The sequence below is a fragment of the Ensifer sp. D2-11 genome (assembly GCF_054161295.1).
This window is the reverse complement of sequence record NZ_CP096433.1, coordinates 1,270,738-1,293,917: the sequence shown is the minus strand read 5'-3', so window position 1 is coordinate 1,293,917 and position 23,180 is coordinate 1,270,738. Positions and strand designations below refer to the sequence as shown.

At 62.8% G+C, this 23,180-nt stretch carries 19 protein-coding genes; 5 read left to right on the top strand and 14 right to left on the bottom strand.

The window, feature by feature from the left end:
• The first annotated feature begins 15 nt into the window (after positions 1 to 15).
• A complete protein-coding gene (locus M1D34_RS06210; RefSeq protein WP_498781205.1) occupies positions 16 to 567 on the top strand; it encodes a hypothetical protein in 552 nt (183 codons plus the stop codon).
• A gap of 39 nt (positions 568 to 606) precedes the next feature.
• On the opposite strand, the gene folK is transcribed toward M1D34_RS06210, so the two are convergent.
• From folK to folP, 3 genes are read right to left on the bottom strand one after another with little or no spacing between them, the layout of a single operon-like run.
• Positions 607 to 1,131, bottom strand: coding sequence for a 2-amino-4-hydroxy-6-hydroxymethyldihydropteridine diphosphokinase (folK, locus tag M1D34_RS06205; protein ID WP_153315064.1), 525 nt, complete (start codon positions 1,129 to 1,131; stop codon positions 607 to 609).
• The gene (gene folB / locus M1D34_RS06200; RefSeq protein WP_003532985.1) at positions 1,118 to 1,489 is read right to left on the bottom strand and encodes a dihydroneopterin aldolase; all 372 of its coding nucleotides are present in this window, start codon (positions 1,487 to 1,489) and stop codon (positions 1,118 to 1,120) included. Before folB ends, folK begins: the two co-directional genes overlap by 14 nt.
• A 14-nt stretch (positions 1,490 to 1,503) precedes the next feature.
• Complete coding sequence (gene folP / locus M1D34_RS06195) at positions 1,504 to 2,355, bottom strand: dihydropteroate synthase (RefSeq protein WP_153315070.1); 852 nt, start codon at positions 2,353 to 2,355, stop codon at positions 1,504 to 1,506.
• Positions 2,356 to 2,551: 196 nt separating this feature from the next.
• Here folP and M1D34_RS06190 point away from each other — a divergent pair, with 196 nt between their 5' ends.
• Entirely contained in the window at positions 2,552 to 3,187 is a 636-nt protein-coding gene (locus M1D34_RS06190; protein ID WP_003532981.1) for a DUF922 domain-containing Zn-dependent protease, read from the top strand.
• A gap of 189 nt (positions 3,188 to 3,376) precedes the next feature.
• Here M1D34_RS06190 and M1D34_RS06185 read toward each other — a convergent pair whose 3' ends face one another.
• The 3 genes from M1D34_RS06185 to M1D34_RS06175 form a co-directional block, all read right to left on the bottom strand.
• Positions 3,377 to 3,544 (bottom strand): hypothetical protein, encoded by a 168-nt coding sequence (locus M1D34_RS06185; protein WP_010969489.1) that lies wholly within the window; start codon positions 3,542 to 3,544, stop codon positions 3,377 to 3,379.
• Between the two features lie 127 nt (positions 3,545 to 3,671).
• On the bottom strand, positions 3,672 to 3,992 hold the full coding sequence (locus M1D34_RS06180) for a 2Fe-2S iron-sulfur cluster-binding protein (protein WP_003532979.1): 321 nt from the start codon (positions 3,990 to 3,992) through the stop codon (positions 3,672 to 3,674).
• Positions 3,993 to 4,398: 406 nt separating this feature from the next.
• The gene (locus M1D34_RS06175) at positions 4,399 to 4,767 is read right to left on the bottom strand and encodes an Hpt domain-containing protein (protein ID WP_003532977.1); all 369 of its coding nucleotides are present in this window, start codon (positions 4,765 to 4,767) and stop codon (positions 4,399 to 4,401) included.
• Between the two features lie 616 nt (positions 4,768 to 5,383).
• Between M1D34_RS06175 and M1D34_RS06170 the strand changes: the two genes are divergently transcribed.
• Positions 5,384 to 11,653, top strand: coding sequence for an apolipoprotein A-IV repeat region-like domain-containing protein (locus M1D34_RS06170; RefSeq protein WP_498781201.1), 6,270 nt, complete (start codon positions 5,384 to 5,386; stop codon positions 11,651 to 11,653).
• An 835-nt stretch (positions 11,654 to 12,488) separates the two neighbouring features.
• Here M1D34_RS06170 and M1D34_RS06165 read toward each other — a convergent pair.
• The 5 genes from M1D34_RS06165 to M1D34_RS06145 all read right to left on the bottom strand — a co-directional run bounded on the left by M1D34_RS06165 (position 12,489) and on the right by M1D34_RS06145 (position 19,420).
• Positions 12,489 to 13,364, bottom strand: coding sequence for a cytochrome c1 (locus M1D34_RS06165; RefSeq protein ID WP_003534153.1), 876 nt, complete (start codon positions 13,362 to 13,364; stop codon positions 12,489 to 12,491).
• A 32-nt stretch (positions 13,365 to 13,396) separates the two neighbouring features.
• On the bottom strand, positions 13,397 to 14,677 hold the full coding sequence (locus M1D34_RS06160; RefSeq protein ID WP_003534151.1) for a cytochrome b: 1,281 nt from the start codon (positions 14,675 to 14,677) through the stop codon (positions 13,397 to 13,399).
• Between the two features lie 14 nt (positions 14,678 to 14,691).
• On the bottom strand, positions 14,692 to 15,270 hold the full coding sequence (petA, locus tag M1D34_RS06155; protein ID WP_003534144.1) for a ubiquinol-cytochrome c reductase iron-sulfur subunit: 579 nt from the start codon (positions 15,268 to 15,270) through the stop codon (positions 14,692 to 14,694).
• Positions 15,271 to 15,584: 314 nt separating this feature from the next.
• A complete protein-coding gene (locus M1D34_RS06150; protein ID WP_498781701.1) occupies positions 15,585 to 17,450 on the bottom strand; it encodes an ABC transporter ATP-binding protein in 1,866 nt (621 codons plus the stop codon).
• Positions 17,451 to 17,566: 116 nt separating this feature from the next.
• Positions 17,567 to 19,420, bottom strand: a complete 1,854-nt coding sequence (locus M1D34_RS06145; protein ID WP_318881293.1) for an ABC transporter ATP-binding protein — start codon at positions 19,418 to 19,420, stop codon at positions 17,567 to 17,569.
• 475 nt (positions 19,421 to 19,895) lie between these two features.
• Here M1D34_RS06145 and M1D34_RS06140 point away from each other — a divergent pair, with 475 nt between their 5' ends.
• Positions 19,896 to 20,357: a tRNA (cytidine(34)-2'-O)-methyltransferase gene (locus M1D34_RS06140; RefSeq protein WP_003534138.1), complete on the top strand. Its 462-nt coding sequence runs from the start codon at positions 19,896 to 19,898 to the stop codon at positions 20,355 to 20,357.
• Between the two features lie 52 nt (positions 20,358 to 20,409).
• Here M1D34_RS06140 and M1D34_RS06135 read toward each other — a convergent pair whose 3' ends face one another.
• Complete coding sequence (locus tag M1D34_RS06135) at positions 20,410 to 20,982, bottom strand: NADPH-dependent FMN reductase (RefSeq protein ID WP_498781198.1); 573 nt, start codon at positions 20,980 to 20,982, stop codon at positions 20,410 to 20,412.
• A 77-nt stretch (positions 20,983 to 21,059) separates the two neighbouring features.
• Between M1D34_RS06135 and soxR the strand changes: the two genes are divergently transcribed.
• Positions 21,060 to 21,545, top strand: coding sequence for a redox-sensitive transcriptional activator SoxR (gene soxR, locus M1D34_RS06130; RefSeq protein ID WP_003534134.1), 486 nt, complete (start codon positions 21,060 to 21,062; stop codon positions 21,543 to 21,545).
• Here soxR and M1D34_RS06125 read toward each other — a convergent pair.
• Together M1D34_RS06125 and M1D34_RS06120 are read right to left on the bottom strand one after the other, a co-directional pair.
• Entirely contained in the window at positions 21,542 to 22,729 is a 1,188-nt protein-coding gene (locus M1D34_RS06125; RefSeq protein WP_498781196.1) for an MFS transporter, read from the bottom strand. The two genes, soxR and M1D34_RS06125, sit on opposite strands and share 4 nt — an antisense overlap.
• Before the next feature lie 140 nt (positions 22,730 to 22,869).
• The gene (locus M1D34_RS06120; RefSeq protein WP_003534130.1) at positions 22,870 to 23,130 is read right to left on the bottom strand and encodes a hypothetical protein; all 261 of its coding nucleotides are present in this window, start codon (positions 23,128 to 23,130) and stop codon (positions 22,870 to 22,872) included.
• Positions 23,131 to 23,180 lie beyond the last annotated feature (50 nt).

Genomic DNA, 23,180 nt, shown 5'->3' with positions numbered 1-23,180 from the left:
CATCAAGGACTGCTCATGCTCTCGCGCCCTTCTCCGATTGTTCGCGGCGTTGCCGTTATCGCGCTTGTCGCCGCCGCGGGCCTTGCGACACCCGCGTTCTCCGGCGCCCGCGACAAGGCGTTCTTCGACAGGATTGCCGGGCAATGGAAAGGCCCGGGCGAACTCGTTGCCGGCAAGTACAAGGGCACGAAGTTTACCTGCGATCTCACCGGTGAAGCGGCCCCCGGAAATGAAGCCGGCCTGAAACTGGACGGTTTCTGCCGCGTCGGGGTGTTCAAGCAGCCGATGTCGGCGACGATCGTTCGGAAGGGCAACAGCTACACTGGAAAGTTCCTGGACGGAGCCGAGGGCAAGGGTCTCGATGTCGTGTCCGGCAGCGTTGCCAAGGACAAGGTGGTCGTCGGGATCAACCGCAAAAAGCTTAATGGTGCGATGATCGCGCGCCTGCAGGGCGAAGAAACCATGAACATCACGATCTCGGTGAAGGTCGAGGACACCATGGTCCCGGTCATCGGCGTGAGCCTCAACCGGCAGATGGACGATATCGCCGTCGGTTCGATCGAGTAGCCACCCTTCCCGACAGATACGCGATCACGGCCTCTCTGCCTATTCCTCCGCGCGCCACCATTCGACGTTTTCGTCGGCCACTTCGATGCCCGTCACATCCGCCCGGCCCAGCCATTCAATGACTGTCCGTCCTTCGACGGCAAGGTCTGCCGCGAAGTCGGCGAGCGGCTTCAGCACGAAGCCCCGTTCGGTCATGCGCGGATGAGGCAGCGTGAGCGTCGCGCTCGCCCTGTTGAGGTCACCGAAGGTCAGGAGATCGATGTCGATGGTTCGGGGACCCCAGCGCTCCATTCTCACGCGCTTCATGGCCCGTTCGATATCGAGACAGGCCGCAAGCAATGCCTCCGGATCCAGCGTCGTTTCGACTTCCGCACAGGCGTTGAAGAACCAATCCTGATCCGTCTTGCCCCATGGCGGCGTGCGGTAGAGCCGCGACACCGCGACGACCCGGCAATCGGACCGCGCGTCGAGCGCCCGCAGGGCTTCTGCCATCGACCGGCGCGGATCGCCGAGATTGCCGCCGAGACCGAGTATCGCGTGCCGCCAGCTCCTATTCGGCGACATGCTCGACCGTGACTTCCACGTAGTCCAGAATGCCCGGAACCGGCGCGTTCGGCTTGCGGATGGAGACTTTCGCTTTGCGAATCTGGCGAAAACGGGCGCAAAGCGTCTTGGCGACCTCAAGCGCCAGCGCTTCGATCAGGTAACGCCGGCGTCCAGTGACGATCCTCTCGATCTCGGCGAAGGCGATGCCGTAATGCACGGTGTCGTCGATGCAGTCCTCGGCAAGCGCCGTCCCCTGATCGACCACGAGTTCCGCATCGACGAAGAAACGCTGCCCGAGGAACTCCTCTTCGTCGAGCACGCCATGGCGGGCAAAGAACGCGCAGTTCTTCAGTGTGATCGTGTAGGTCGCAGTCATGGCTTCATGTCCCGTCAGCTGTTCTTTGCGGCCAGCATAGCATCGGCCACCGCTAACGCATCCCTGTTGATTGCGACATCATGTACCCGAAAAATCGCAGCGCCGGCAGTTCTGAGGAGCGCCGTCGTCGCGGCGGTACCGACGTCGCGGCCTCCCGCCTCCCGGCCGGTCACCGCGCCGACGAAGCGCTTGCGCGACGTTCCGACGAGAAGCGGACGTCGAAACTCATGCAACGCCCGGAAGCGCGCCATCAGTTCGAGGTTCTCGTTCGTGTCCTTCGCGAATCCGAAGCCCGGATCGAGCACGATCCGTTCCCGCGCTACGCCGGCGGCGGCGGCGATCTGCAGGGATCGCTCCAGGAAATGGAACTGATCCTCGATCACATCGCTCAGTTTCTCCCGGTCGCGTCCGGTATGCATGATGCAGAGCCCGGCCCCCGTCTCGGCCGCCACGGTCGCGATCGCCCGCTCGCGCTGGAGCCCGTGCACGTCGTTGACGATGTGGGCGCCGGCGTCAACCGCCAAACGGGCGGTTTCCGCGCGGTAAGTATCGACCGAAATGACGGCCTGGGACTGCCGCGCGATCGCCGTGATAACGGGCAGGATGCGGGCCTGTTCCTCGTCGGCGCTGACCGGTTTGGCGTCCGGGCGCGTGGATTCGCCGCCAATATCCAGGATTTCCGCGCCCGCCTCCAGTGCGCGCAGCGCGGCTCTGACAGCAGCGTCAGGATCAGCGAAGCGCCCGCCGTCGGAAAATGAATCCGGTGTAACATTGATGATCGCCATCAAAACGCCACGCGGGCCCAGTTCGAGATCGCGTCCATGCGCCAAATGCCAGCGAGAAGGCTGAAATGGATCGTATGTCATTGTTCCGGTCCGCAGCTGAACGGCTCGAATTAACCGCCCGTCATGGTGCAAATATATTTTTCGAAAGCAACACGTTATGACGTCTTCCTCACATACCATGCAAGCTTGTCGACGTCGGTTGGGGCCGATTTGTGTTGCGCTGGCTTTGGCTATGCCCCAAGCTTCAATGAAGTTCAACCGGCGAGAACGCGCTTCCATGTCCCGACTACATATCCCGCTGCGTGCAGCCCTGGTCGCATTGCTCGTCGGCGTCCCGTTTGGCAATGCCTCGGGCGAAACACTGATCAGCAAGAGAATCTCCTACTTCTCGATCGGCGGGCGCACGGCCGCAGAACTTGACAAGGCGCTTTCGGCGTCCGGCCCCATGATGAAGAGCACCGGAACGCGGCATCCTGGCGCCACCCGGATCAAGTTCGGCGGCACGGTCACCTATGTCAGTCGCGACGACCGCTGCGCGGTGGGCTCGGCCAAAGTCACGCTCAACACGCGCATCATTCTGCCGCGCTGGAAGTATCGTCGACAGGCGGGTCGCGATCTGGCCTTGGTCTGGGACACGCTGGCGAGCGACATCAAGCGCCACGAGGAACGCCATGCAGAGATCGCGCGCATTCACGCGCGCCAGATGGAAAAGGCGCTGCTTTCATTGAAAGCCGAGGACAGTTGCGAGCGCATGCAGGCCCGGGTAGCGGAAGTGAGCGCCGAGGAAGTCGAGCGGCACGACAAGGACCAGGCGCGCTTCGACCGCACCGAGGCGGCGAATTTCGACCGGCGGATGATCCGGTTGCTGCAATACCGCCTCGAAAGCCTGAAGAAGAACGCCAAGACCCGCTGATCAAGACCTGCTGATGACGTGAGGCAGGCCGTGCATCGCCGCCGCGCGATACGCGGGACCGTGTTTGCTCTTTGGATCGGAATACCCCAAAGAAACGGTAGGATATAAATTCAGCTTCAGAAGAAAACGCCAGAAACCCACAGTATTTTACTGGCGGAATCTAACGATAGCGAGCAGCAGCCGACTCAGCTATATTAAAATCATGCAACGGGCGGAGGAACCGAAGTTCAACTGCTCGATGAAGTTGACATTGGATTGCGGATCGATACCGAGATCTCGCGTTTTAGTGGCAACCGGCGTGAGTTTGGCTTCGTCGTCTTCGGCTAATGCAGCATTATCCGGGCGATGAGGCAGCACAGGTTCTCCTGGCGTGTCCTGGTGCGGCAGATGTTCCCTCCCTCATCTGCATGCGATGCGCCCTCCTAGCCTCGCTTGTCGATTGACCGGCGAGGCTTTTTTTTGCGACGATGGCCCTTCGAGCCGGTCAGGCCTGGCGCTCGGGAACATGAACGACGAGCCCATCCAGAGCTTCGCTCATCTTGATCTGACAGGAGAGACGCGAGGTCGGACGCACGTCGTAGGCGAAGTCCAGCATATCCTCTTCCATCGCTTCGGGCGTGCCGACCTGGGCCGCCCAGGCGTCGTCGACATAGACATGACAGGTCGCGCAGGCGCAGGCCCCGCCGCATTCCGCTTCGATCCCTGGGACCGAATTGCGAACCGCATTCTCCATGACCGTGGAGCCGTTCTCGACATCGAGTTCGTGGCGCGCGCCGTCAAAGGCTACGATCGTAAGTTTTGTCATTTCTCTTTCCGGAACGAATTGAAGGGGCCGGCCGGCTGGCACAGGGCTTGTCAGGACTAGGCGGTGCCCCGGCTTTGAATTCAGGGCACGTTCTTCCAACAAATCAACCGGCCAGTCAACACGATGCGGCCCATCCGCACAGCCTCAAATTGCCGCGGCGGTTGGGCAGATCGCGTTTGATGATAGGTTTTAAGGCATCCGGCCCAAAAGTGCGCAGCGGTTTTGGGACAACGACATGCACAATAGCGACAAGCCGCAGCAGCGACCAGATCACGATGTTTTCAGGTCGGGTCGACCTGAAGACATGAACGTGATCGATTCCAAGAAGTTGAGGCGCGGGATGCGGGCGGAAACCGCCCACACTTTTCCTCATCCCCTCTGCGCCCGATCAGGACGCGCTTCAGGGTCAACGGCAGAGTTTCAGGACGAAGAGCTCTGCCTCGAGAACGGCAGCGCCGAGAGCACTCTGCAGTGCAGCGTCGGCTGGACATTTCTCGATGGCGGCTGCAGCCTCGGCGACTGCGACCGCACCGACCGCGAGAGCCGCCCCCTTCAGACGGTGGGCCTCCTGGCTGCAGGCCTCTGCGTCACGCTCCGCCATCTCGGCCATCGCCTGGCGTGCCTGACGGGCGAAGAGCTTCAAAACCTCGATCTCGAGCGCCGTATCCCCCATCGTCTGCTTGTAGAGATGCGCAAGGTCGATGGGATTCTTGCTGGAGGGAATGGAATTTGCGGGGGTGTCCGGTACCTCGAAGGCTATCTTGAGTGCCGCCATGGGCTCGTTTCCTACAATCGATTTCGCCTAGATCACGATGTTTTGGGTCGGGTCGACCTAAAAACATGAACGTGATCGTCACCAAGAAATTAGAGCGGGACGCGGGCGGAAAACCGCACACACTTTTCCTCATAACGCTCTAAACAATCGCACCGTTTTCAAACAGGATTATCGGTGCGCGGCACTGCCATTGACCTAAAACGCGGCGCAATGGAGGCAGAAAAATTGAGGAAATGGTTAACGGCCATTAAACCGGCTGATTCCCTTGGCTTTTCGGGTCCGGAGACCGTGTTTCCGTTAAGAAATCATTAGGATTTTAATGAATGGGGAACGCTCATAATTGTAAGAGCCCGGCTAATGTGTCACTACGATACGATTAGGAACGGGTCCGTATATGAAAATGGCAACTGTTCCGGTGGATAAGCTGCGTCACAAGGTGTCGCAGGGCATAGGCTGCGGCTATCCATCGAGGCGATGTAATGGGTGATCAGTCGATCTATGGCTTCATTGCGAAGCTTGGACCTTGCGGTCACCGCCCTGGTTCGGATGTTCTGCTGGGCACCTGGCGGCACAGGAAGACGGCCATCATCGGGCAATAGTAGTGAGGCGTATCCGTATGGCGACGAAGAAGACCAACGAGTCGATCGACGAAAAGGCATTCCAGGCGCTGGAAGCTGCCCTGAAGATCGACTTTGACGACCTGAAGTCGGCCTTGAACGACGAGACTTCCCTGGACGAGCCGGTGCCGGAAAATGTGTCCGAGACCGCCCGGCAGGCCGCCGGATCCGGTGAGGCCCGCGCCGCACGAGCGCAACAGGAAGCTCCGAAGTCCGCGCGCGGCGCGGAAGCACCGCGCAGTTTTGCGAGCGAGATGGCGCCGAAGCAGCCTCCCCTGGCGCCCGCCAACGACGACACGCGCAAATCTCCAGCCGCCATGCTGCGTTCGCTGGAGGTTCGCTCGAGCCGCGCGGCAATCCGGGTCGCTGCAATCATTTCACTGGTCTGGACGGTTGCCGGGCTTGGCGTCGCTCACCTTCTTTATGCGCCCGGGATCTGGCAGATCCGCTCTCTCGGCGATCTCGCGGCCATGCCTGGAGCAATCGGCATCCTGCTCGGCATCGCCCTGCCCGTCATGCTCTTCTTCTCCTTCGCGATCATGATCGCGCGTGCTCAGGAACTGCGCAGCGCCGCGCGTTCGATGGCCGAGGTTGCGATGCGCCTCGCCGAGCCGGAAACCAATGCCGCCGACCGCGTCATGACGGTCGGCCAGGCCGTGCGCCGCGAAGTCTCGGCGATGAACGAGGGCATAGAGCGCACCATCGCCCGGGCAACCGAGCTCGAAGCGCTCGTGCATTCGGAAGTCAGCGCACTCGAGCGCAGCTACAGCGAAAACGAACTGCGTGTCCGCACGCTCGTCCAGGAGCTTGGTCTCGAACGCGAAGCGATCATCGGCCATTCGGATCGGATCCGCACGGCGATCGCTGGCGCGCATACCAAGCTGAAGGACGACCTCGAAACGGCAAGCGAGGACATTGCGTCGCGCATCGCCGTCTCCGGCGAGGCCTTCGCTTCGCTCATCGATACCCGGGCCGCGGCACTTACCGACAAATCGGACCATGCGCTCGAAAATCTGAGCACCATGCTGACCACCCGGACCGACGCGTTGCTTTCGGGCCTGACGACCGCCGGAGTGGCGCTCAGCAACGAATTCGACGCGCGTCTCGATGCACTCAGCGATAACCTGACGCAGCGTGGCGAGCAGTTGCTCAGCCAATTCGAAACCCGTGCCTCGACGCTCGACGCCAATACCGAGAAGCTCAACGCCGCCCTGAACGAACGCGCCCGTCAGCTCAACGAGACGCTGATCGCCCGGACGCGCGATCTCAATGAGAGCCTCAGGATAGGCCAGCAGGCGATTTCCGGCGGCCTCGACGACGTGCTTTCCTCGCTCAACTCGGCCCTTGACGAAAAGGGAGCGAGCTTCCGCCAGAGCCTCAAGTCGAGCGCCGACGACGCCATCATGGATCTCGATCTGCGCGGCGGCTTTTTCGAGGAAAAGCTGCAGACGACGGTCGGCCAATTGGCAAGCGCCTTCGACGAACGCTTCCACGAATTTGCAAGCGCCTTCGACAAGCGGGCGAGCCAGCTCGACACAAAGCTCATGGAAAGCCTCCACCGGATCAACGAGACCGTTTCCGGCGGCTCGGAGGCCATCGGCGGCGCCCTTGACAGCAGTGTGGACAAGATCAATTCGGCGCTTTCCGATCAGTCGCTCACCCTGGCAACGGCGCTCGGCGCGACGCAGGACTTCATCGAGGAGACGATCGGCAGCCGCACCTCCGAGCTCAGCAGCCTTATCGGCAACGCGCACAACCGCATCGAGAGCGTACTTTCGGACAAGACCGGTTCGCTGATGGGCGCCCTGACCGAAGCGCAGGAGCGCATCGAAAACGGCTTCGGCCAGCGCGCCGATGCGCTTGCCAACGCGCTGACGACGAGCGAACGAAGCCTGACGGACGGACTCGACTCCCGTACGTCCGCCTTCATCGAGGGCCTGCAGTCTGCTCATGCCCGCATCGAGCAGACCCTTACCGGCTCCACCGACGAGATCACGAGCGCGATCGCCGCGAGCCAGCATCGCCTCGACAACACGCTTTCGGAGCGTACGGCTGCACTGTCGACCGCCCTCACCTCCGGAGCAAGCGTCATTGAAAGCGCCGTCGGCGGCACCGCAGACCGGCTGGAGCGCGTCCTCTCAGAGCGCGGCCAGACGATTACCGACGCGCTGTCCACCCAGACCGCAGCGCTCGACGGCGTGCTCGCCGAACGCGCGACGCAGATCAACTCCACCATGTCGGCCCGCGCCAGCGAAATGGCTGACTCGCTCAGCCGTCATGCAGAGGACGTCGCAGACAGCCTGACTTTCCGCGCTATGGCGGTCGCCGAGACCATGACCGACCGCGTCGGCGAGATCGAGAACAAGCTTTCGCAGAGCGTCTCCGAAGTCGCCGAAAACCTGGGCGGTCGCGTCAGCCTGATCGCCGATACGCTCACCGATACCAGCGCCCGCATCGCCGAGGACCTGAGCAGCCGCGTCGGAAAGATTTCCGAGACGCTGGCCGGCACCAGCGCCGAGATTGCGGAGGCGCTTACCGCCCGCACGTCGGAAGCAACGGCTTCGCTTGCAGGAAAAGCGGCCGAGATCGAACAGACGCTCACCGGCAGGGCCTCACACCTGCGCGATACGCTGACGACGACGCACGACCAGATCCGCTCGACGCTCGACGACCGGATCACCGCGATCAACCTTGCCGTCGGCCAGGGCCGCGAGCAGCTGGAAGAGCTGCTCTCGGATCAGTCGATGGCGATGGCGACGACGCTGGCGACCAGCGCCAGCATGCTTGAAATGTCGTTGGAAGAGCGCCAGGCCTCGATTGCCGGAGCGATCGAGCGCAGCACCGAGGCGCTCGCCGCCCGCACGTCGGAAGCAACCGCGTCGCTTGCCGACAAGGCGACCGAGATCGATCGGACGCTCTCCGGCAAGGCCGCGCAACTGCGCGACACGCTGGCGACGACCCATGAGCAATTGCGCACGACACTTGACGATCGGATCAACACCATCAACCTGTCGGTTGGCCAGGGACGCGAGCGGCTCGAAGAGTTGCTGTCCGACCAGTCGATAGCGATGGCCACCACTCTGGCGACCAGCGCCAGCATGCTCGAAATGTCGCTCGAGGAGCGCCAGGCATCGATCGCCGGAGCGATCGATCGCAGCGCCGAGGCGCTCGACTCCCGCATGCGCTCGACGACGGGCGAGATTGCCGAACGCCTGGCCGAAACAGCCGATCAGATCAGTCTGGCGGCCGACACGCTCACCAACCGCGTCGACATTTCGATCAGCGGCGTCAATAGCCGCCTCGACGAAACCGGCGCTCGCATCGAGACAAGCCTCGGTTCGCTCGAAGAACGCATCCGCGGCAGCGTCGGCGACGTCGACGCCATTCTCGGCGAAACCGGCTCCCGCATCGAAACGAGCCTCGGTTCGCTCGAAGAGCGCATCCGCGGCAGCGTCGGTGACGTCGACGCCATTCTCGGTGATACCGGCACCCGTATCGAAACGAGCCTCGGCTCCCTCGAAGAGCGCATCCGCGACAGCGTCGGCAGCGTCAATGCCATCGTCGACAATGCCGGCCAGCGGATCGCCGACAGTCTCGGTGAGCGCGCAGGCGAGATCGACCGGATCAGCGAGGCAGCGGCAACGCGCATATCGACTGCCATCGAAGCCGGCACCGGCCGGATCGAGGAGCGGCTCGGCACGATGGATCGGGCCCTCAATATCGGCCTCGACAACGTAAACCGCACGATCGAGGGGAAAGCCGCCGCGCTCGTCACCAGCCTGCGTGGTGCCGTCAGCGACGCCACCCAGGAGATCGACGCGGAAGCCGCCCGCTCGGCCGGGCTCCTGTCCAAGGCGGGCGCGGATTTCGCCGGCGCGCTCGCGGCGAGCAACGCCGAATTTGCATCGTCGATCGAACAAACCGCATCGGCCACGGCCGCACGCCACGCCGATCTCGCCCGCTCGGTCGCGGAGGCCGCGGACACGGCGACCGCCCGACTGGCCTCGACCAACAGCCAGATCGCGACCCATGCCAAGAGCATTCAGCAGAGCCTGACCGAGGCGGAGAAAGCGCTCGATGCGCGCGGTCAGTCCATCCGCAGCACGCTCGACGAAAGCACCCGCGAACTCAACTCGATGCTCGCCGGGCGCTCGATGGAATTGTCGCGTCTTCTCGACGAGCAGGCTCGCCCGGTTATCGAACAATATGCCGCTACCGGCAAGGAGGCGGCCGAGCGCATCGCTTCCCTCACCCAGGAAAGCGCCGACCGCCTGCGTGCCGAAAACGCCGCGCTCATCAACGCCATCACCGAACGGACCGGCGAGACGCTCGACGCCATCTCGTTGCGTGCGGAAGAGACCGCCAAGGCGATGAAGATGGTCGAGAACCGGCTGCAATCGACGGCCATGGGCCTGATCGACCAGCTTGCGTCAAGCAATTCGGCGATCGCCACGGTCATCGACCAGGCGAGCGGCAATCTCGGAGATATGGACCAGCGGCTCGAGGCGACCGCCGCAAAGGTCTCGGAGACCGCGCGGCAAGCCTCCGACATGCTTTCCACCTCGACCCGCCTGATCGAAGGCAAAGTCGACAAGCTGTCGGACATTTCCTCCTCGACATTGTCGCAGATCGGCGGCATCGTCGGCCGCTTCGAGGACCATTCGAAGGTTCTCGGACAGGCTTCCGACCTCCTCGCCGCCGCCCAGTCGAACCTGGTCAGCACGCTCGAAGAGCGCCAGGACGCTCTCCGGACGCTGTCTGTCGGCCTCGTCCAGCGTTCGGAGGAGATCGAGCGGACCATGCGGGCACTCGAGGGCTTCGTCGACGGCGCGTTCCAGCGCGCCGAGGAACGCTCCGGCCAGGTTGCCGGCAATCTGCGCAGTGGCATCCAATCCTCCTTCTCCGATGTGGGCCGACTGCTGTCGAACACCGAACAGCGGGCAACCGAGGCTGCCGAAGCCCTGCGCGATACGCTTGTGAAGGCGAGCGATGAAGCTGCCGCTTCGGTCGAAGGGGTCTTCTCGCAGGCCGAAGAACGCTCACGCCAGATCGCCGACAGGCTGCGCTCCGGCGTCGAATCGTCCTTCGCCGACGCAAACAAGACGCTTTCGCAGGTGGAGGGACGTGCACTCAGCGCGTCCGAGGCCCTGCGTCAGGTCATGGCAAAGACCGGCGAGGAAGCCGGCCAGGCGCTCGAAGGAGCGTTCGCCTCCGTGGAAGAGCGTGCCAAGGACGCGGCGTCGCGGCTGCGCGGCACTATCGGTGCCTCGGTTTCCGACGTCGAGCGCATGCTGGCGGAGAGCGGCAAGAAGTCCGACGGCGTCGCGGCGCAGCTGCGCGAAGCAGTCCGCCAGGCGATCGAAGATGCGATCGGCCGTTTCAACGGCGCAACCGACGACATCCGTCGTTCCGCCGGCGAAATCCGCAAGGAACTCGACATGACCCGCGAAGAATTGAAGCGCGGTGCTTTCGACCTTCCGGAAGAGGCCAAGGAAAATGCCGCGCTGATGCGGCGCGCCGTCGGCGAGCAGATCAAGGCGCTGCAGGAATTGTCCGAGATCATCGGCAAGTCGTCCTCGCAGCTCGAAGTCGCCCAGCCGGTTCGCCAGCAGGAAGCCCCCGCTGCCCCGGTCGCCCGCGTCGTCGCACCACAAGCCGCCGCACCGCAAGTCGTCGCGCCGCAGCCTGCCGCACCTCAGCCGGCCCCGAATGCCGCTCTGCGCGGAAGCCTGGGCATAGAGCAGGCCACCCGTCCGCTGCAGCCTGCCCGGCCGCCGGCAACGGAGGAACGCGCCGAAGAAGGCGGCGGCTGGATGCGCGATCTCCTGCGCGCCGCGTCCCGCGAGGAAGAGCCCGCAGCAGCACGGCCGCGGTCGGCGGAAAGCCAGCCGGTCGCAAAGGCCGGGGACAGCCGCAACCCCCGCCATGTGGTCGAGTCGCTGAATTCGCTCTCGGTGGACATTGCGCGCGCGATCGACCACGACGCTTCCGTCGAGCTTTGGCGGCGCTATCAGCGCGGCGAACGGGACGTCTTCACCCGCCGGCTCTATACGCTGAAGGGGCAGCAGACCTTCGACGAGATCAAGCGCAAATACGATCGCGAGCCGGAGTTCCGCACCGCCGTCGACCGCTATATCGCCGATTTCGAGAAGCTGCTCGCCGATGTGGCGCGCAACGATCCGGATAAGCGCATCACGCAGACCTATCTGACGTCCGATACCGGCAAGGTCTACACCATGCTTGCCCACGCGGCAGGGCGCTTCAGCTGACACGGACCGCAATCGGTCTCTCGGGAACGGCCTCGTCGCAAGACGGGGCCGTTTTTTATTGGGTTAGCGCGGATGAGGAAAGGTGTGTGCGGTCTTTGACCCGCATCCTGCAACCTAAAATCATCGTGATCTAAAGAGGATGAGGTGGACTGCTCCAGCCCCTCATCCGCCTGCCGGCACCTTCTCCCCGCAAGCGGGGCGAAGGGGACTCGCGGCAAGGCTCCGCACATATTCAGGTCAGGGCGAAGGGCGCCCCGCTTGTCCCTTCTCCCCATTTCGATGCTACGGCATGCACATATCTCTTGTTGTCCAGCCCCTCGCGGACTTACTCCGGAGTGGCGGCATCTGTATTTCCAGCAGTGGCGAGGCTTGCGGATGGGTCCTCGGGATCAAACTCGTATGCGCTGACATTGGCATTATCGGTCACCCGCCCCTCATCCGCCTGCCGGCACCTTCTCCCCGCAGGCGGGGAGAAGGGACAAGCGGCGCCAACCGAACCCCGCATTCACCGTCCGCCCGAGGGAGCGAGCGGGCGCGGCATATCCCTTCTCCCCGCCTGCGGGGAGAAGGTGGCGGCAGCCGGTTGAGGGGCAACCCCGACCGAGCGGGGTTGAGGCGGTTGGGTTCCCGAGGGATCCTTTCATGAGCAGTATCCGCCGCACCGGACCGCAAGAGATATGTGCATGCCGTAGCCATGAAATGAGGAGAAGGTGCCGGCAGGCGGATGAGGGGCGGCGGCGAACGCACTGCTCGAGCGATCGGCTGCCCCGCAACAAAAAAGCCCCGGTAAAAACCGAGGCTTCCTGTCAATCGCGCCTGCTGACCAGCAAACGGATCAATGTTCCTTGTTCGCGTAGACCGACTTCTTCGTCAGGTAGATGAGGCCGGTGAAGATGAGCAGGAACACCATGACCATGAAGCCGGTGCGCTTGCGATCTTCCAGGTGCGGCTCGGCAGCCCACATCAGGAACGCGGAGACGTCCTTGGCGTACTGGTCGACGGTCTGGGGGGCGCCGTCGTCATAGGTGACCTGGTCGTCGGAGATCGGCGGTGCCATCGCCAGTGCCGCGGCGCTGGCGAAATACGGGTTGTAGTGCGTGCCCTCGGCCACTTCCACGCCCGCCGGCGGATCCTGGTAGCCGGTCAGAAGCGCATGGATGTAGTCGGGACCGCCTTCCTGGTAGGGCCAGAACATGTCGAAGACGAATTGCGGGAAGCCGCGTTCGATGCCGCGTGCCTTCGCGATCAGCGAGAAGTCCGGCGGTGCCGCGCCGTTGTTCGATGCAGCCGCCGCTTCCTTGTTCGGGAAGGGTGGCGGGAAGTGATCGGACGGAACGGCTTTGCGCGTGAACATCTCGCCATCCGCGTTCGGACCGTCCTCGACTTCATAGTTCGCTGCGAAGGCCTTCACCTGTGCTTCGGAGTAACCGAGGTCCTCGAGCGTGCGGAAGGAGACGAGCTCCATCGAGTGGCAGGCCGAACAGACCTCGGTGTAGACCTTCAGGCCGCGCTGCAGCTGCCCCTTGTCGTAGTGGCCGAAGAGGCCGGCAAAGGTCCAGTCCTGCTGTTCCGGTTTGTGGATCGGATAGTGAGGCGTGGCGCCGGCAGCGTGCTCTTCGCCGCCCTCTTCCTCTCCCTGGGCCAACGCCGCCCCCAAACCGAGACCGGCGACGACAGCGAGTGACAGAATGCCTGTAACAAGCTTTTTCATTGTTGTGGATTCCTTATCGATCGCTGTTCCGGTCAGGCGCGTGCGGGCTTCAACTGCGCCTTGGCATTCTGTTTTTCCAGCACCGCTTCGGTGATGGAGTTCGGAATGCGCTTCGGCGTCTCGATCAGACCGAGGATCGGCATGATGACGAGGAAGAAGGCGAAGTAGTACAACGTGCCGAGCTGCGACATCACGACATAGAGGCCTTCCGCCGGGCGCGAACCCAGCCAGCCGAGCAGGATGCAGTCAGCAACGAAGATCCAGAAGAACAGCTTGTACCACGGGCGGTAGACGGCCGACCGGACCTTCGACGTATCGAGCCAGGGCAGGAAGAACAGGATCAGGATCGAGCCGAACATCACCAGAACGCCGCCGAGCTTGGAGTCGATCGGGCCGACGTTGAAGGTGATCGCGCGCAGCATCGCGTAGAACGGCAGGTAGTACCATTCCGGAACGATATGAGCAGGGGTCTTCAGCGCGTCCGCCGGAATATAGTTGTCCGGGTGTCCGAGGAAGTTCGGCATGTAGAAGACGAACCAGGCATAGACGATCAGGAAGACCGATACGCCGAGCGCATCCTTCAGCGTCGCATAGGGCGTGAAGGGCACGGTGTCGGACTTGGACTTGACCTCCACCCCGGTCGGGTTGGTCTGGCCGGTAACGTGCAGCGCCCAGATGTGCAGGACGACGACGCCGGCGATCATGAAGGGCAGAAGGTAGTGCAGCGAGAAGAAGCGGTTCAGCGTCGGCTGGTCGACGGCGAAGCCGCCGAGCAGGAACTGCTGGATCCACTCGCCTACCAGCGGGAAGGCCGAGAAGAAGCCGGTGATGACGGTTGCACCCCAGAAGGACATCTGTCCCCAGGGCAGCACGTAGCCCATGAAGCCGGTCGCCATCATCAGGAGATAGATGACTACGCCGAGGATCCAGAGGATCTCTCGCGGCGCCTTGTAGGAGCCGTAATAGAGGCCGCGGGCGATATGCAGGTAGACCGCGATGAAGAAGAACGACGCGCCATTGGCGTGCAGGTAACGCAGCAGCCAACCGTGATTGACGTCGCGCATGATCTTCTCGACCGAATTGAAGGCGACGCTCGTTTCTGCGGCATAATGCATGGCCAGGACGATGCCGGTGAGGATCTGCACGATCAGCATCACCGAGAGCATCGCACCGAAGGTGTAAGCATAGTTCAGGTTGCGCGGAACCGGATAGGAGACGAACGAGTCGTGAACGAGCCGGGGCAGAGGAAGACGGGAGTCAACCCACTTCTCGATGCCCGTCGTTGGCGTGTAGGTTGAATGATCAGCACTCATTATCAGTAGTCCCCTCAACCGATCTTGATGACTGTGTCGGAAACGAACGAGAAGGTGGGCACGGCGAGGTTTTCCGGTGCCGGGCCTTTGCGGATACGGCCGGCCGTGTCGTAGTGCGAGCCGTGGCAGGGACAGAACCAGCCGCCGAAGTCGCCCGCCTGACCGAGCGGCACGCAACCGAGATGGGTGCAGACACCCACCATGATGATCCAGTTTTCCTTGCCTTCGCCGGCGGAACGATCGAGATCGCTTGCCTCGGCATCGGCCGGAAGGTTGGCGTTGCGGGCCACCGGATCCTTCAATTCTTCGAGTGCGACGGCCTTGGCCTCTTCCACTTCCTTATCGGTTCGGTTGCGGATGAAGACCGGTCTGCCGCGCCACTTCGCCGTCAGCGACATGCCCGGCTGCAAGCTCGAAACGTCGACTTCGATCGAAGCAAGCGCCAGCGTGGATGCGTCCGGACGCATTTGGTCGATGAACGGCCATGCCGCCGCGCCGGCGCCGACGACGCCGGCCATACCGGTAGCCAGGTATAGGAAATCGCGGCGAGTGGGCTCGCCCATGGTCTCGCTTGAAGTCTCGTGTTCGCTCACGGCTAAAACATCCTCTCACGCAAATGTTGCGGAAACCGCATCCGCCCCCGGCGCGCTTCCTGCCCCGTCCCGAGCCTGGAATCACGCCCCGTCAAACGCTGGCACCCCATCCGGCCCCTTGAGGCAAGCCACGGATCGGATGTCAGAATCCGGGAAAAATTCTGCACGCAGATTCCCCATCAATCCGGCGCGTTCTATGCCTGATCGCAGATTATGTCCAGCCTTGACAAGGGGCCGCGGGCAGATTGTCGCGGGGAAAGGCGCGACCAATTGGCACAAGGACTTGACGGGTTATAGCCGCACCGCGGAGCGCCCTATTCCGCGGCCTCTTCGCGCGCGATGAAACCGCCCGACTGGCGCGACCAGAGATCGGCGTAGAGACCACCATTGGCGATCAGTTCGGCATGCGTGCCGTCCTCGACGATACGGCCCCTGTCCATGACGACGAGCCGGTCGAGCGCCGCGATCGTCGATAACCGATGCGCGATGGCCAGCACCGTCTTGCCCTGCATCAGCCGCTCCAGATTGGACTGGATCGCCGCTTCCACTTCCGAATCGAGCGCCGAAGTCGCCTCGTCCAGCACGAGAATCGGCGCATCCTTGAGCATGACCCGGGCGATCGCGATACGCTGGCGCTGGCCGCCGGAAAGCTTGACTCCGCGCTCGCCCACATGTGCATCGAAGCCTCTACGGCCGCGCTGATCCTGCAGATCGACGATGAAGTCATAGGCTTCCGCCTTGCGCGCCGCCTCGATCAACTGCCCCTCGCCCGCCCCCGGTCGCCCGAAGAGGATATTGTCGCGGATCGATCGGTGCAGGAGCGACGTGTCCTGGCTGACCATGCCGATCTGGCTGCGCAGCGATTCCTGCCGGACGGCAGCGATGTCCTGTCCGTCGATGAGGATTCGCCCTCCTTCGAGGTCGTAGAAGCGCAACAGCAGATTGACGAGGGTCGACTTGCCGGCACCCGAACGGCCGACGATGCCGACTTTCTCGCCCGGGCGGATGGTGAGGGAAAAGTCGTCGATGACCCCGCCGCCCCTGCCGTAGTGAAACGTCACATGTTCGAAGCGGATTTCCGGACGGGTGACCTGCAGTTCCGGTGCGCCCGGCCGGTCGGTCAGCCCGATCGGCTGCGATACCAGCTCGGCCGAATTCTGGATCGTGCCGATATTGCGCATGATCGCATTGAATTGCGACATCATCCGCCCGAGCAGCATGTTGAGGCGCAAGACCAGCGCAAGGGTGAACGCGACGGCGCCGGAACTGACCGCGCCCGCCAGCCACAAGTGAACCGAGTAGACCGCGATCGCCGCGATCATCATGCCGGACAAAAGCGCGAGCGACGCCCTCACCCCGGTGAGCAGACGTGTGAAAGGGATGACTGCTCCCTGGAAGCGGTGGAAGCCCCCCCGAATGTAACGATCGTTCTCCTCGTCACTGCCGAAGAGCTTCAGCGTCTGGATGTTCGCATAGGCATCGACCATGCGGCCGTTCAGCATCGACGCCATCTCCGCCGTATCGCGGGCATGCTTTCGTACACGCGGGACGAAATAGCGGGCGAGCACCAGGAAGATCACGATCCAGAAGGCGACCATCGCCGCCAACCGCCAGTCCAACTGGGCGATCAGCGCCATGGTCGAAGCCGTGTATATGACGATGAACCAGACCACCTGCAGCAGCGAGACGATCAGGTCGCTCGTCGCCTGTGCGCCGGTCCAGACCTTGGTAACGATCCGCCCGGAAAAGTCGTTCTGAAAAAAGGCGAGCGACTGCCGCGCGACATGGACATAGGATTGCCAGCGCACCAGGTTGAGGAAGCCCGTGATGATCGACTGCTCCTCCACGAGTGCGGCAAGCGTCACCGCAACGAAGCGGAACACCAGGACCGTCAGCAGCATGAAGAGCAGTTCCGGCCCGTTGGTCGAAATCAATCCGTGCCAGCCGTCCTCCGGCCGGATCGTATCGAGCACATCGACAAGCCGGCCGACGAAATAGAACAGGCCGGCTTCCAGCATCGCCACCAGCCCGCCGAGAACGGCCATGGCGAAAAAAGCACCTTTCGCCTGGCTGGCGTAAAACCAGGCAAAACCCCAGAGCGATCGCGGCGGCTGCAACCGCTCGCGCGGCGCAAAGGGGTCAATCCAGTTCTCGAAAATCTTGACGATGGCGCGCAGCATTGTTCCGATATAGGCGGTTCTGAAATCCGGGCAATCCGTTTTCGCTGTCGCGCCCATTACAATTGCGTAACTCCGGACCGCTGGACTCGGCCCGCTGAGGCGCGGGAGGCGGCGGATTACTCCGCCGCCTCCTCCTTTTCGACCTCGTCGGCGATGAAGCCGCCGGACTGGCGAGACCAGAGATCGGCATAGATGCCGCGCCTGGCGACGAGTTCGCTGTGAGAACCGGTCTCGACGATCCGGCCGGCTTCGAGGATGACCAGGCGATCCATCTCCGTCAGCGTGGACAGGCGGTGGGCGATGGCAATCACCGTCTTGCCGGACATCAGCGCGAAGAGATTTTCCTGAATCGCGGCCTCTACCTCCGAGTCGAGCGCAGAGGTCGCTTCGTCGAGGATGAGGATCGGTGCGTCCTTCAGGAAAACGCGGGCGATCGCAATCCTCTGCCGCTGGCCGCCCGAAAGCTTGACACCGCGTTCGCCGACCTGAGCGTCGAGCCCTCGCCTGCCCAGATTGTCTTCGAGCGCCTGGATGAAGTCCCAGGCATTCGCTTTCTTCGCGGCGGCAATGATGTCGTCGTCGCTTGCCTGCGGATGCCCATAGGCGATGTTGTCGCGAATGGAGCGATGCAGGAGCGACGTGTCCTGCGTCACGACGCCGATCTGTGAACGCAGGCTGTCCTGCGTGACCGTCGAGATGTCCACGCCGTCGATCCGGATCGCGCCGGATTCCAGATCGTAGAAGCGCAGAAGCAGGTTCATCAAGGTCGTCTTGCCGGCGCCGGAGCGGCCGACCAGACCGATCTTCTCCCCGGGCCGGATATCCAGCGACAGCCGGTCTATGACTCCCTTGGACTTACCGTAGTGAAAGCGGATGTCCTCGAAGCTGATCGCACCCTGGTCGGCTTTGAGCGTCACGGCAGTCGGCTTGTCGACGATGTCATGCGCCTTGGTCATCATGCCCATGCCGTCATAGACCGTGCCGATATTCTCGAACAGCGCCGAAACTTCCCACATGATCCATTGCGACATGCCGTTGACACGCATGGCAAGACCGATCGCGACGGCGATCGCGCCGATGGAGATTCCGCTCGTCAGCCACAGATAGATTCCGAGAGCGCCGACGGAGAAAAGGGCGATACAGTTGTTTGCGTAGACGAATATGTGGAAGAGCGTAACCTTCCGCATCTGCCGGTAAACAGTGCCCAGGAATTCGTCCATGCCCGCGCGGGCGTATGTCTCCTCCCGCCCTGCATGGGAGAAGAGCTTGACCGTGCCTATGTTGGTGTAGCTGTCGACGATGCGCCCGGTCATCATCGAGCGCGCGTCGGCCTGTTCCTTGGAGATCCTCTGCAGCCGCGGAACGAAATAGGTGACGATCACGATATAGATGACGAGCCACAACCCGAGCGGCATCACGAGGCGCCAATCAGCGGCCGCCACGACAATCAACATCGTCGCAAAATAACTCACCACATAGACGAAGACGTCGAGGATCTTCATCACCGTTTCACGGACGGCAAGCGACGTCTGCATGACCTTCGTCGCCACCCGCCCGGCAAATTCGTTGGCGAAGAACGTCATGCTCTGCCTCAGCAGATAGCGATGCATCTGCCAACGCGCGATCATCGGATAGTTGCCGAGCAACACCTGATGCATGACGAAGGAGTCGAGCGCCACCAGCCCCGGCAGGCCGATGAGGATCAGCGCTGCCATCCAGGCGAGCCTGCCGCCCTCGGTCGCAAGAAAGGTTTCGCGATCGGCGGTGGAAAGCCAATCGACCACATTGCCCAGGAACTGGAACAGGGCCACTTCTCCGATCGCGATCAGCATGGTGCAGATCGACATGATCAAGAGCCACGGAGCCGCGGGCTTGGTATAGTGCCAGCAGAAAGCAAAGAGACCCTTCGGCGGAAGCGTCGGCTCCTCCGTCGGATAAGGATCGAGGCGGGATTCAAACCAGCCGAACATTGTCTAGCCCCTTCAGATATCTTGAAGGAAAGCGGGTCGCCCCGCATTCTTTATCTTGAAAAATGCAACCCGGAAATGACGCCCGCGAGCGGACCATGACCTCCGGATAAACCGGAGCGCGCATCGCTCGATCGAAAGAAGCAGAGGCGCGGAACCGGTCAGGCCAGGAAAGGCCGTGTTACTCGTGGGAGGCGCGTCAACATCAGAACAGTCATGCATGCCTCCTTCGGTTCGCGTTGAAGAGGACTGAGCTTTATCCTCATTCGCGCCGCCATGCCAGATTGTCGCAGGCATTTTCTTGCCCATTTTTTCACCGGCCGGTGGTCTGTTGCCAATACGGCACAAATTAGCGGCGGCAAAAGCAGCGCCCCCGAATGAACCGCGTCGGAGCACACCCGACGATGGATCGTGAGGCCGATCGGTGGCATAGACGGTCATCACAATCACTCCCACGATCCAATCTTTCGGCAAGCGCATGAACGACCTCCGCATCGCCCTTTACCAGCCTGACATTCCAGGCAATACCGGAACGATCCTGCGGCTCGCCGCCTGCCTCGGTCTTTCGGTCGACATCATCGAGCCGGCCGGTTTCGATCTTTCGGACCGCAATCTCAAGCGTGCGGGAATGGACTATATCGCGGCGGTAACCATGACGCGGCACGTCAGCTGGGAGCGTTTCGAAACATGGCGGTCGAGCACCGGCAGACGCCTCGTGCTCGCCTCCACCAAGGCGGCCGCTCCCTACACGCGCTTCAGCTTCCGGCCGGACGACGTCCTTCTCTTCGGCAGGGAAAGCGCCGGGGTTCCCGATCACGTCCACGAGCGGGCCGATGCGCGCATCCTCATACCGATGGCGCCCGGCCAGCGTTCGCTCAACATCGCCATGGCAGCCGCCATGATCGCCGGGGAAGCGCTGCGGCAGACCGGTGCTTTCTGAGCCGAAACGGGCGGCCATCAACGGCAATGGAGTCCGGCGATCCTGACGGCGCTCATGCGGCGATCTCGTTATAAGGGGTCGCCTTGCGCGCGTATTTCAGCGTGCGCGCCCACCAGGTCAGCCGGTCGATCATCAGGAACAGCGGCGCTCGCATCTCTTCCGGTTTGTAGAGATTTCCCGCCGCATCGAACTTCGACCAGGCCTTGGCGAAGGAGATGCCGTCGCGCAGGGTGACGGCATGCAGTTCGCCGAAGACTTGCCGCAATTGCTCGACGGCCCTTATGCCGCCCGATGCGCCGCCATAGGAAACGAAGGCGACCGGTTTTGCGTGCCAGGGCTCATAGACCGCATCGATCATCTCCTTCAGCGCCGCCGGGTAGCCGTGGTTGTATTCCGGAGTGATGACGATGAATGCGTCCGCTTCGGCGACCTTGCGTTCCATCCACTCGGCTGGACCGGCGGATTTGTCGCCGCGAACGTTTTTCATTCTGACGGGATCGATGATCGTCAGGCTGAACACGTCGGATGTCTCGAGCTCACGAATGAGCCAGCTGGCGACCGTATCGCAGAAACGGCCCTGCCGTGCGCTGCCGTAGATCAAGGCAAGGGTCATCTTCTCAGTCATGCGTGTCGGCTCCATGTTGTCGGTTGCAGGGAGCTCATGCTATAGAACCTCAACTATAGTTGAGGTCAATAGCAACCGTGAAAAAAGACAAGCCCAATGATATCAAGCGCGAGCTGACGGTCGGCGAAGTGGCCGAACGCAGCGGCCTCGCGGTGTCGACGCTTCATTTCTACGAGACCAAGGGCCTCATCCGCAGCAATCGCAGCCGGGGCAATCAGCGGCGCTACCCGCGTTCCGTGCTGAGGCGGGTGGCCGTGATCAAGGTTGCCCAGCGTACGGGTATCCCGCTTGCCGAGATCCAGTCGGCCCTGTCGGTGCTCCCCGACGACCGGCCGCTGACGGTCGAAGACTGGGGACGGCTCTCGAAGACCTGGCGGCAGCAGCTCGATGAGCGGATCGCCAACCTGACCGCGCTGCGCGATCAGCTCACAGGCTGCATCGGCTGCGGTTGCCTGTCGATGCGCGACTGTCCCTTGCGCAATCCATGGGACGTTCTTGCCTCCGAAGGAACGGGGCCGCGCCTCATCGATCCCGCCGACGGGACGGAGCATGAGGCGAGCTAACCCGGCTTCGCAGGCCTCATACGGGAGAGCAGAGCCATGCTGGTCAATGCACCGAGGGAGCAGAGAAGCGCGAACGCCAGCGTCCACCTGTTGCCCGCCTCGCCAAGCAGGAAGGAGAAGAACGGCGGGGCCGCCGCGAAAGCGAGGTTGAGCGGCAGGCCGAGGCGCGCCACCACCGCCCCATATTCCGTAGAGGAAAAGAAGACGAGCGGCATCGTCGCCCGGCTGACGGACATGGCGCCGCTTGAAAGGCCATAGAGCACGAGGAAGAGAATGATCGACCATTCCGCCCCTTCGCCAAGCGCGAGCGCCAGCAGTGCCGGCGGCATGATCGCCGCGGCTACCAAGCCCGTCGTCAACCCGTCCCAGCGATTGCCGCCGAGGAAATCGAAAAGCCGCGCCGAGAGCTGGATGAAACCGATGGCCGATCCGAAGCCGACCGCCAGGTAGCCGGGCACGGCAAAGCTGCGGAAAAGATCGATCACCACGAGCTGAAAGCCCCAGGTAACAAAGCCGTTGAGCGCGACCGCCGCCGTGATCAGGGCAACGACGCGCCACTGGCGACGAACAGCAGCCGGCGACGCAGATCGATTCGAATTGGGGACCCGGGGATTGCGTTTCGGCGGCTCGCGTCTGGGCAAGGCGAAAAAATGCAAGGGCGCGCAGACGAGGAGCATGACCGCGCCATAGAGGACGAATGTGCCGCGCCAACCGAGAGCCGCCTCGCAGAAAGTCGTGACCGGCCAGGCGATCGTGGGCGCGAGCGCCATGGCGAGCATCTGCGCCCCGATGGCACGACGCGCGCCCTCGCCCGCGATCTCTGTCAGGAACACCTGAGCCGAAGTCGTGAGTGCTGCGGCCCCGGCCAGACCAAGAATGCCCCAGGCCGCAAAATAGGAAACCGGACCTCCGGCGCCGGCCAGCAACCACAGCCCCGGAGCCGCGGCTGCAGAACCGAAAGCGAGCACGAGCCGCGCCCCGTGGCGCGCGTAGACCGGCGCAAGCAATGGTGAGCAGAAGGCCATCGCGACCAGCATGACGGTCGGGCCGAGATAGATTGCCGAGGGCCTCAGGAGAAGATCGTCCGCCATTCCGGCCGCCGTCACCGAGACGAACATGAACATCGCTCCCCAAGCGATGATCTGAGTGATGGAGAGCACGATGATGGAACGGAGAACGGGCATCGGGGCAGGTTCGGGAGTACGCGCAATGGCGAGAGGGAAACACCAAATGGTTTAGCGCGCCGCCATGACCTTGGCCACGCTATTATCGATCGCCGAAGATTTTTCCTGCCTGTCGGTGCCAGCGGTGGGATTGGGCGCAATCAGTCTGCGCTCGGGAGACGGCGCATCGTGAACTCGATCTCGCCGCCTTCGAGCTGGCGCCAGCTCTCGACTTCGGTCCAATAGGCAGCCTTTGGCCAGGTATCGAACCACTCCCGCGCCTTGGCCCGCGCGGCGTCGCGCTCGAGCCGAAACGTCTCGCGCACGAAAAGCCCGTCTCTTCGTGTGGGATGCTCCCGGCGATGCCGGGCGATCTGGCGCCGCAAGCCGTCCAGCGGCGGTCCTGGGGGTATCTTCGCCATGGGCCATACCTCTGGCGAAAAGATAGGATGAGCGCCGCATTATTGCCAGT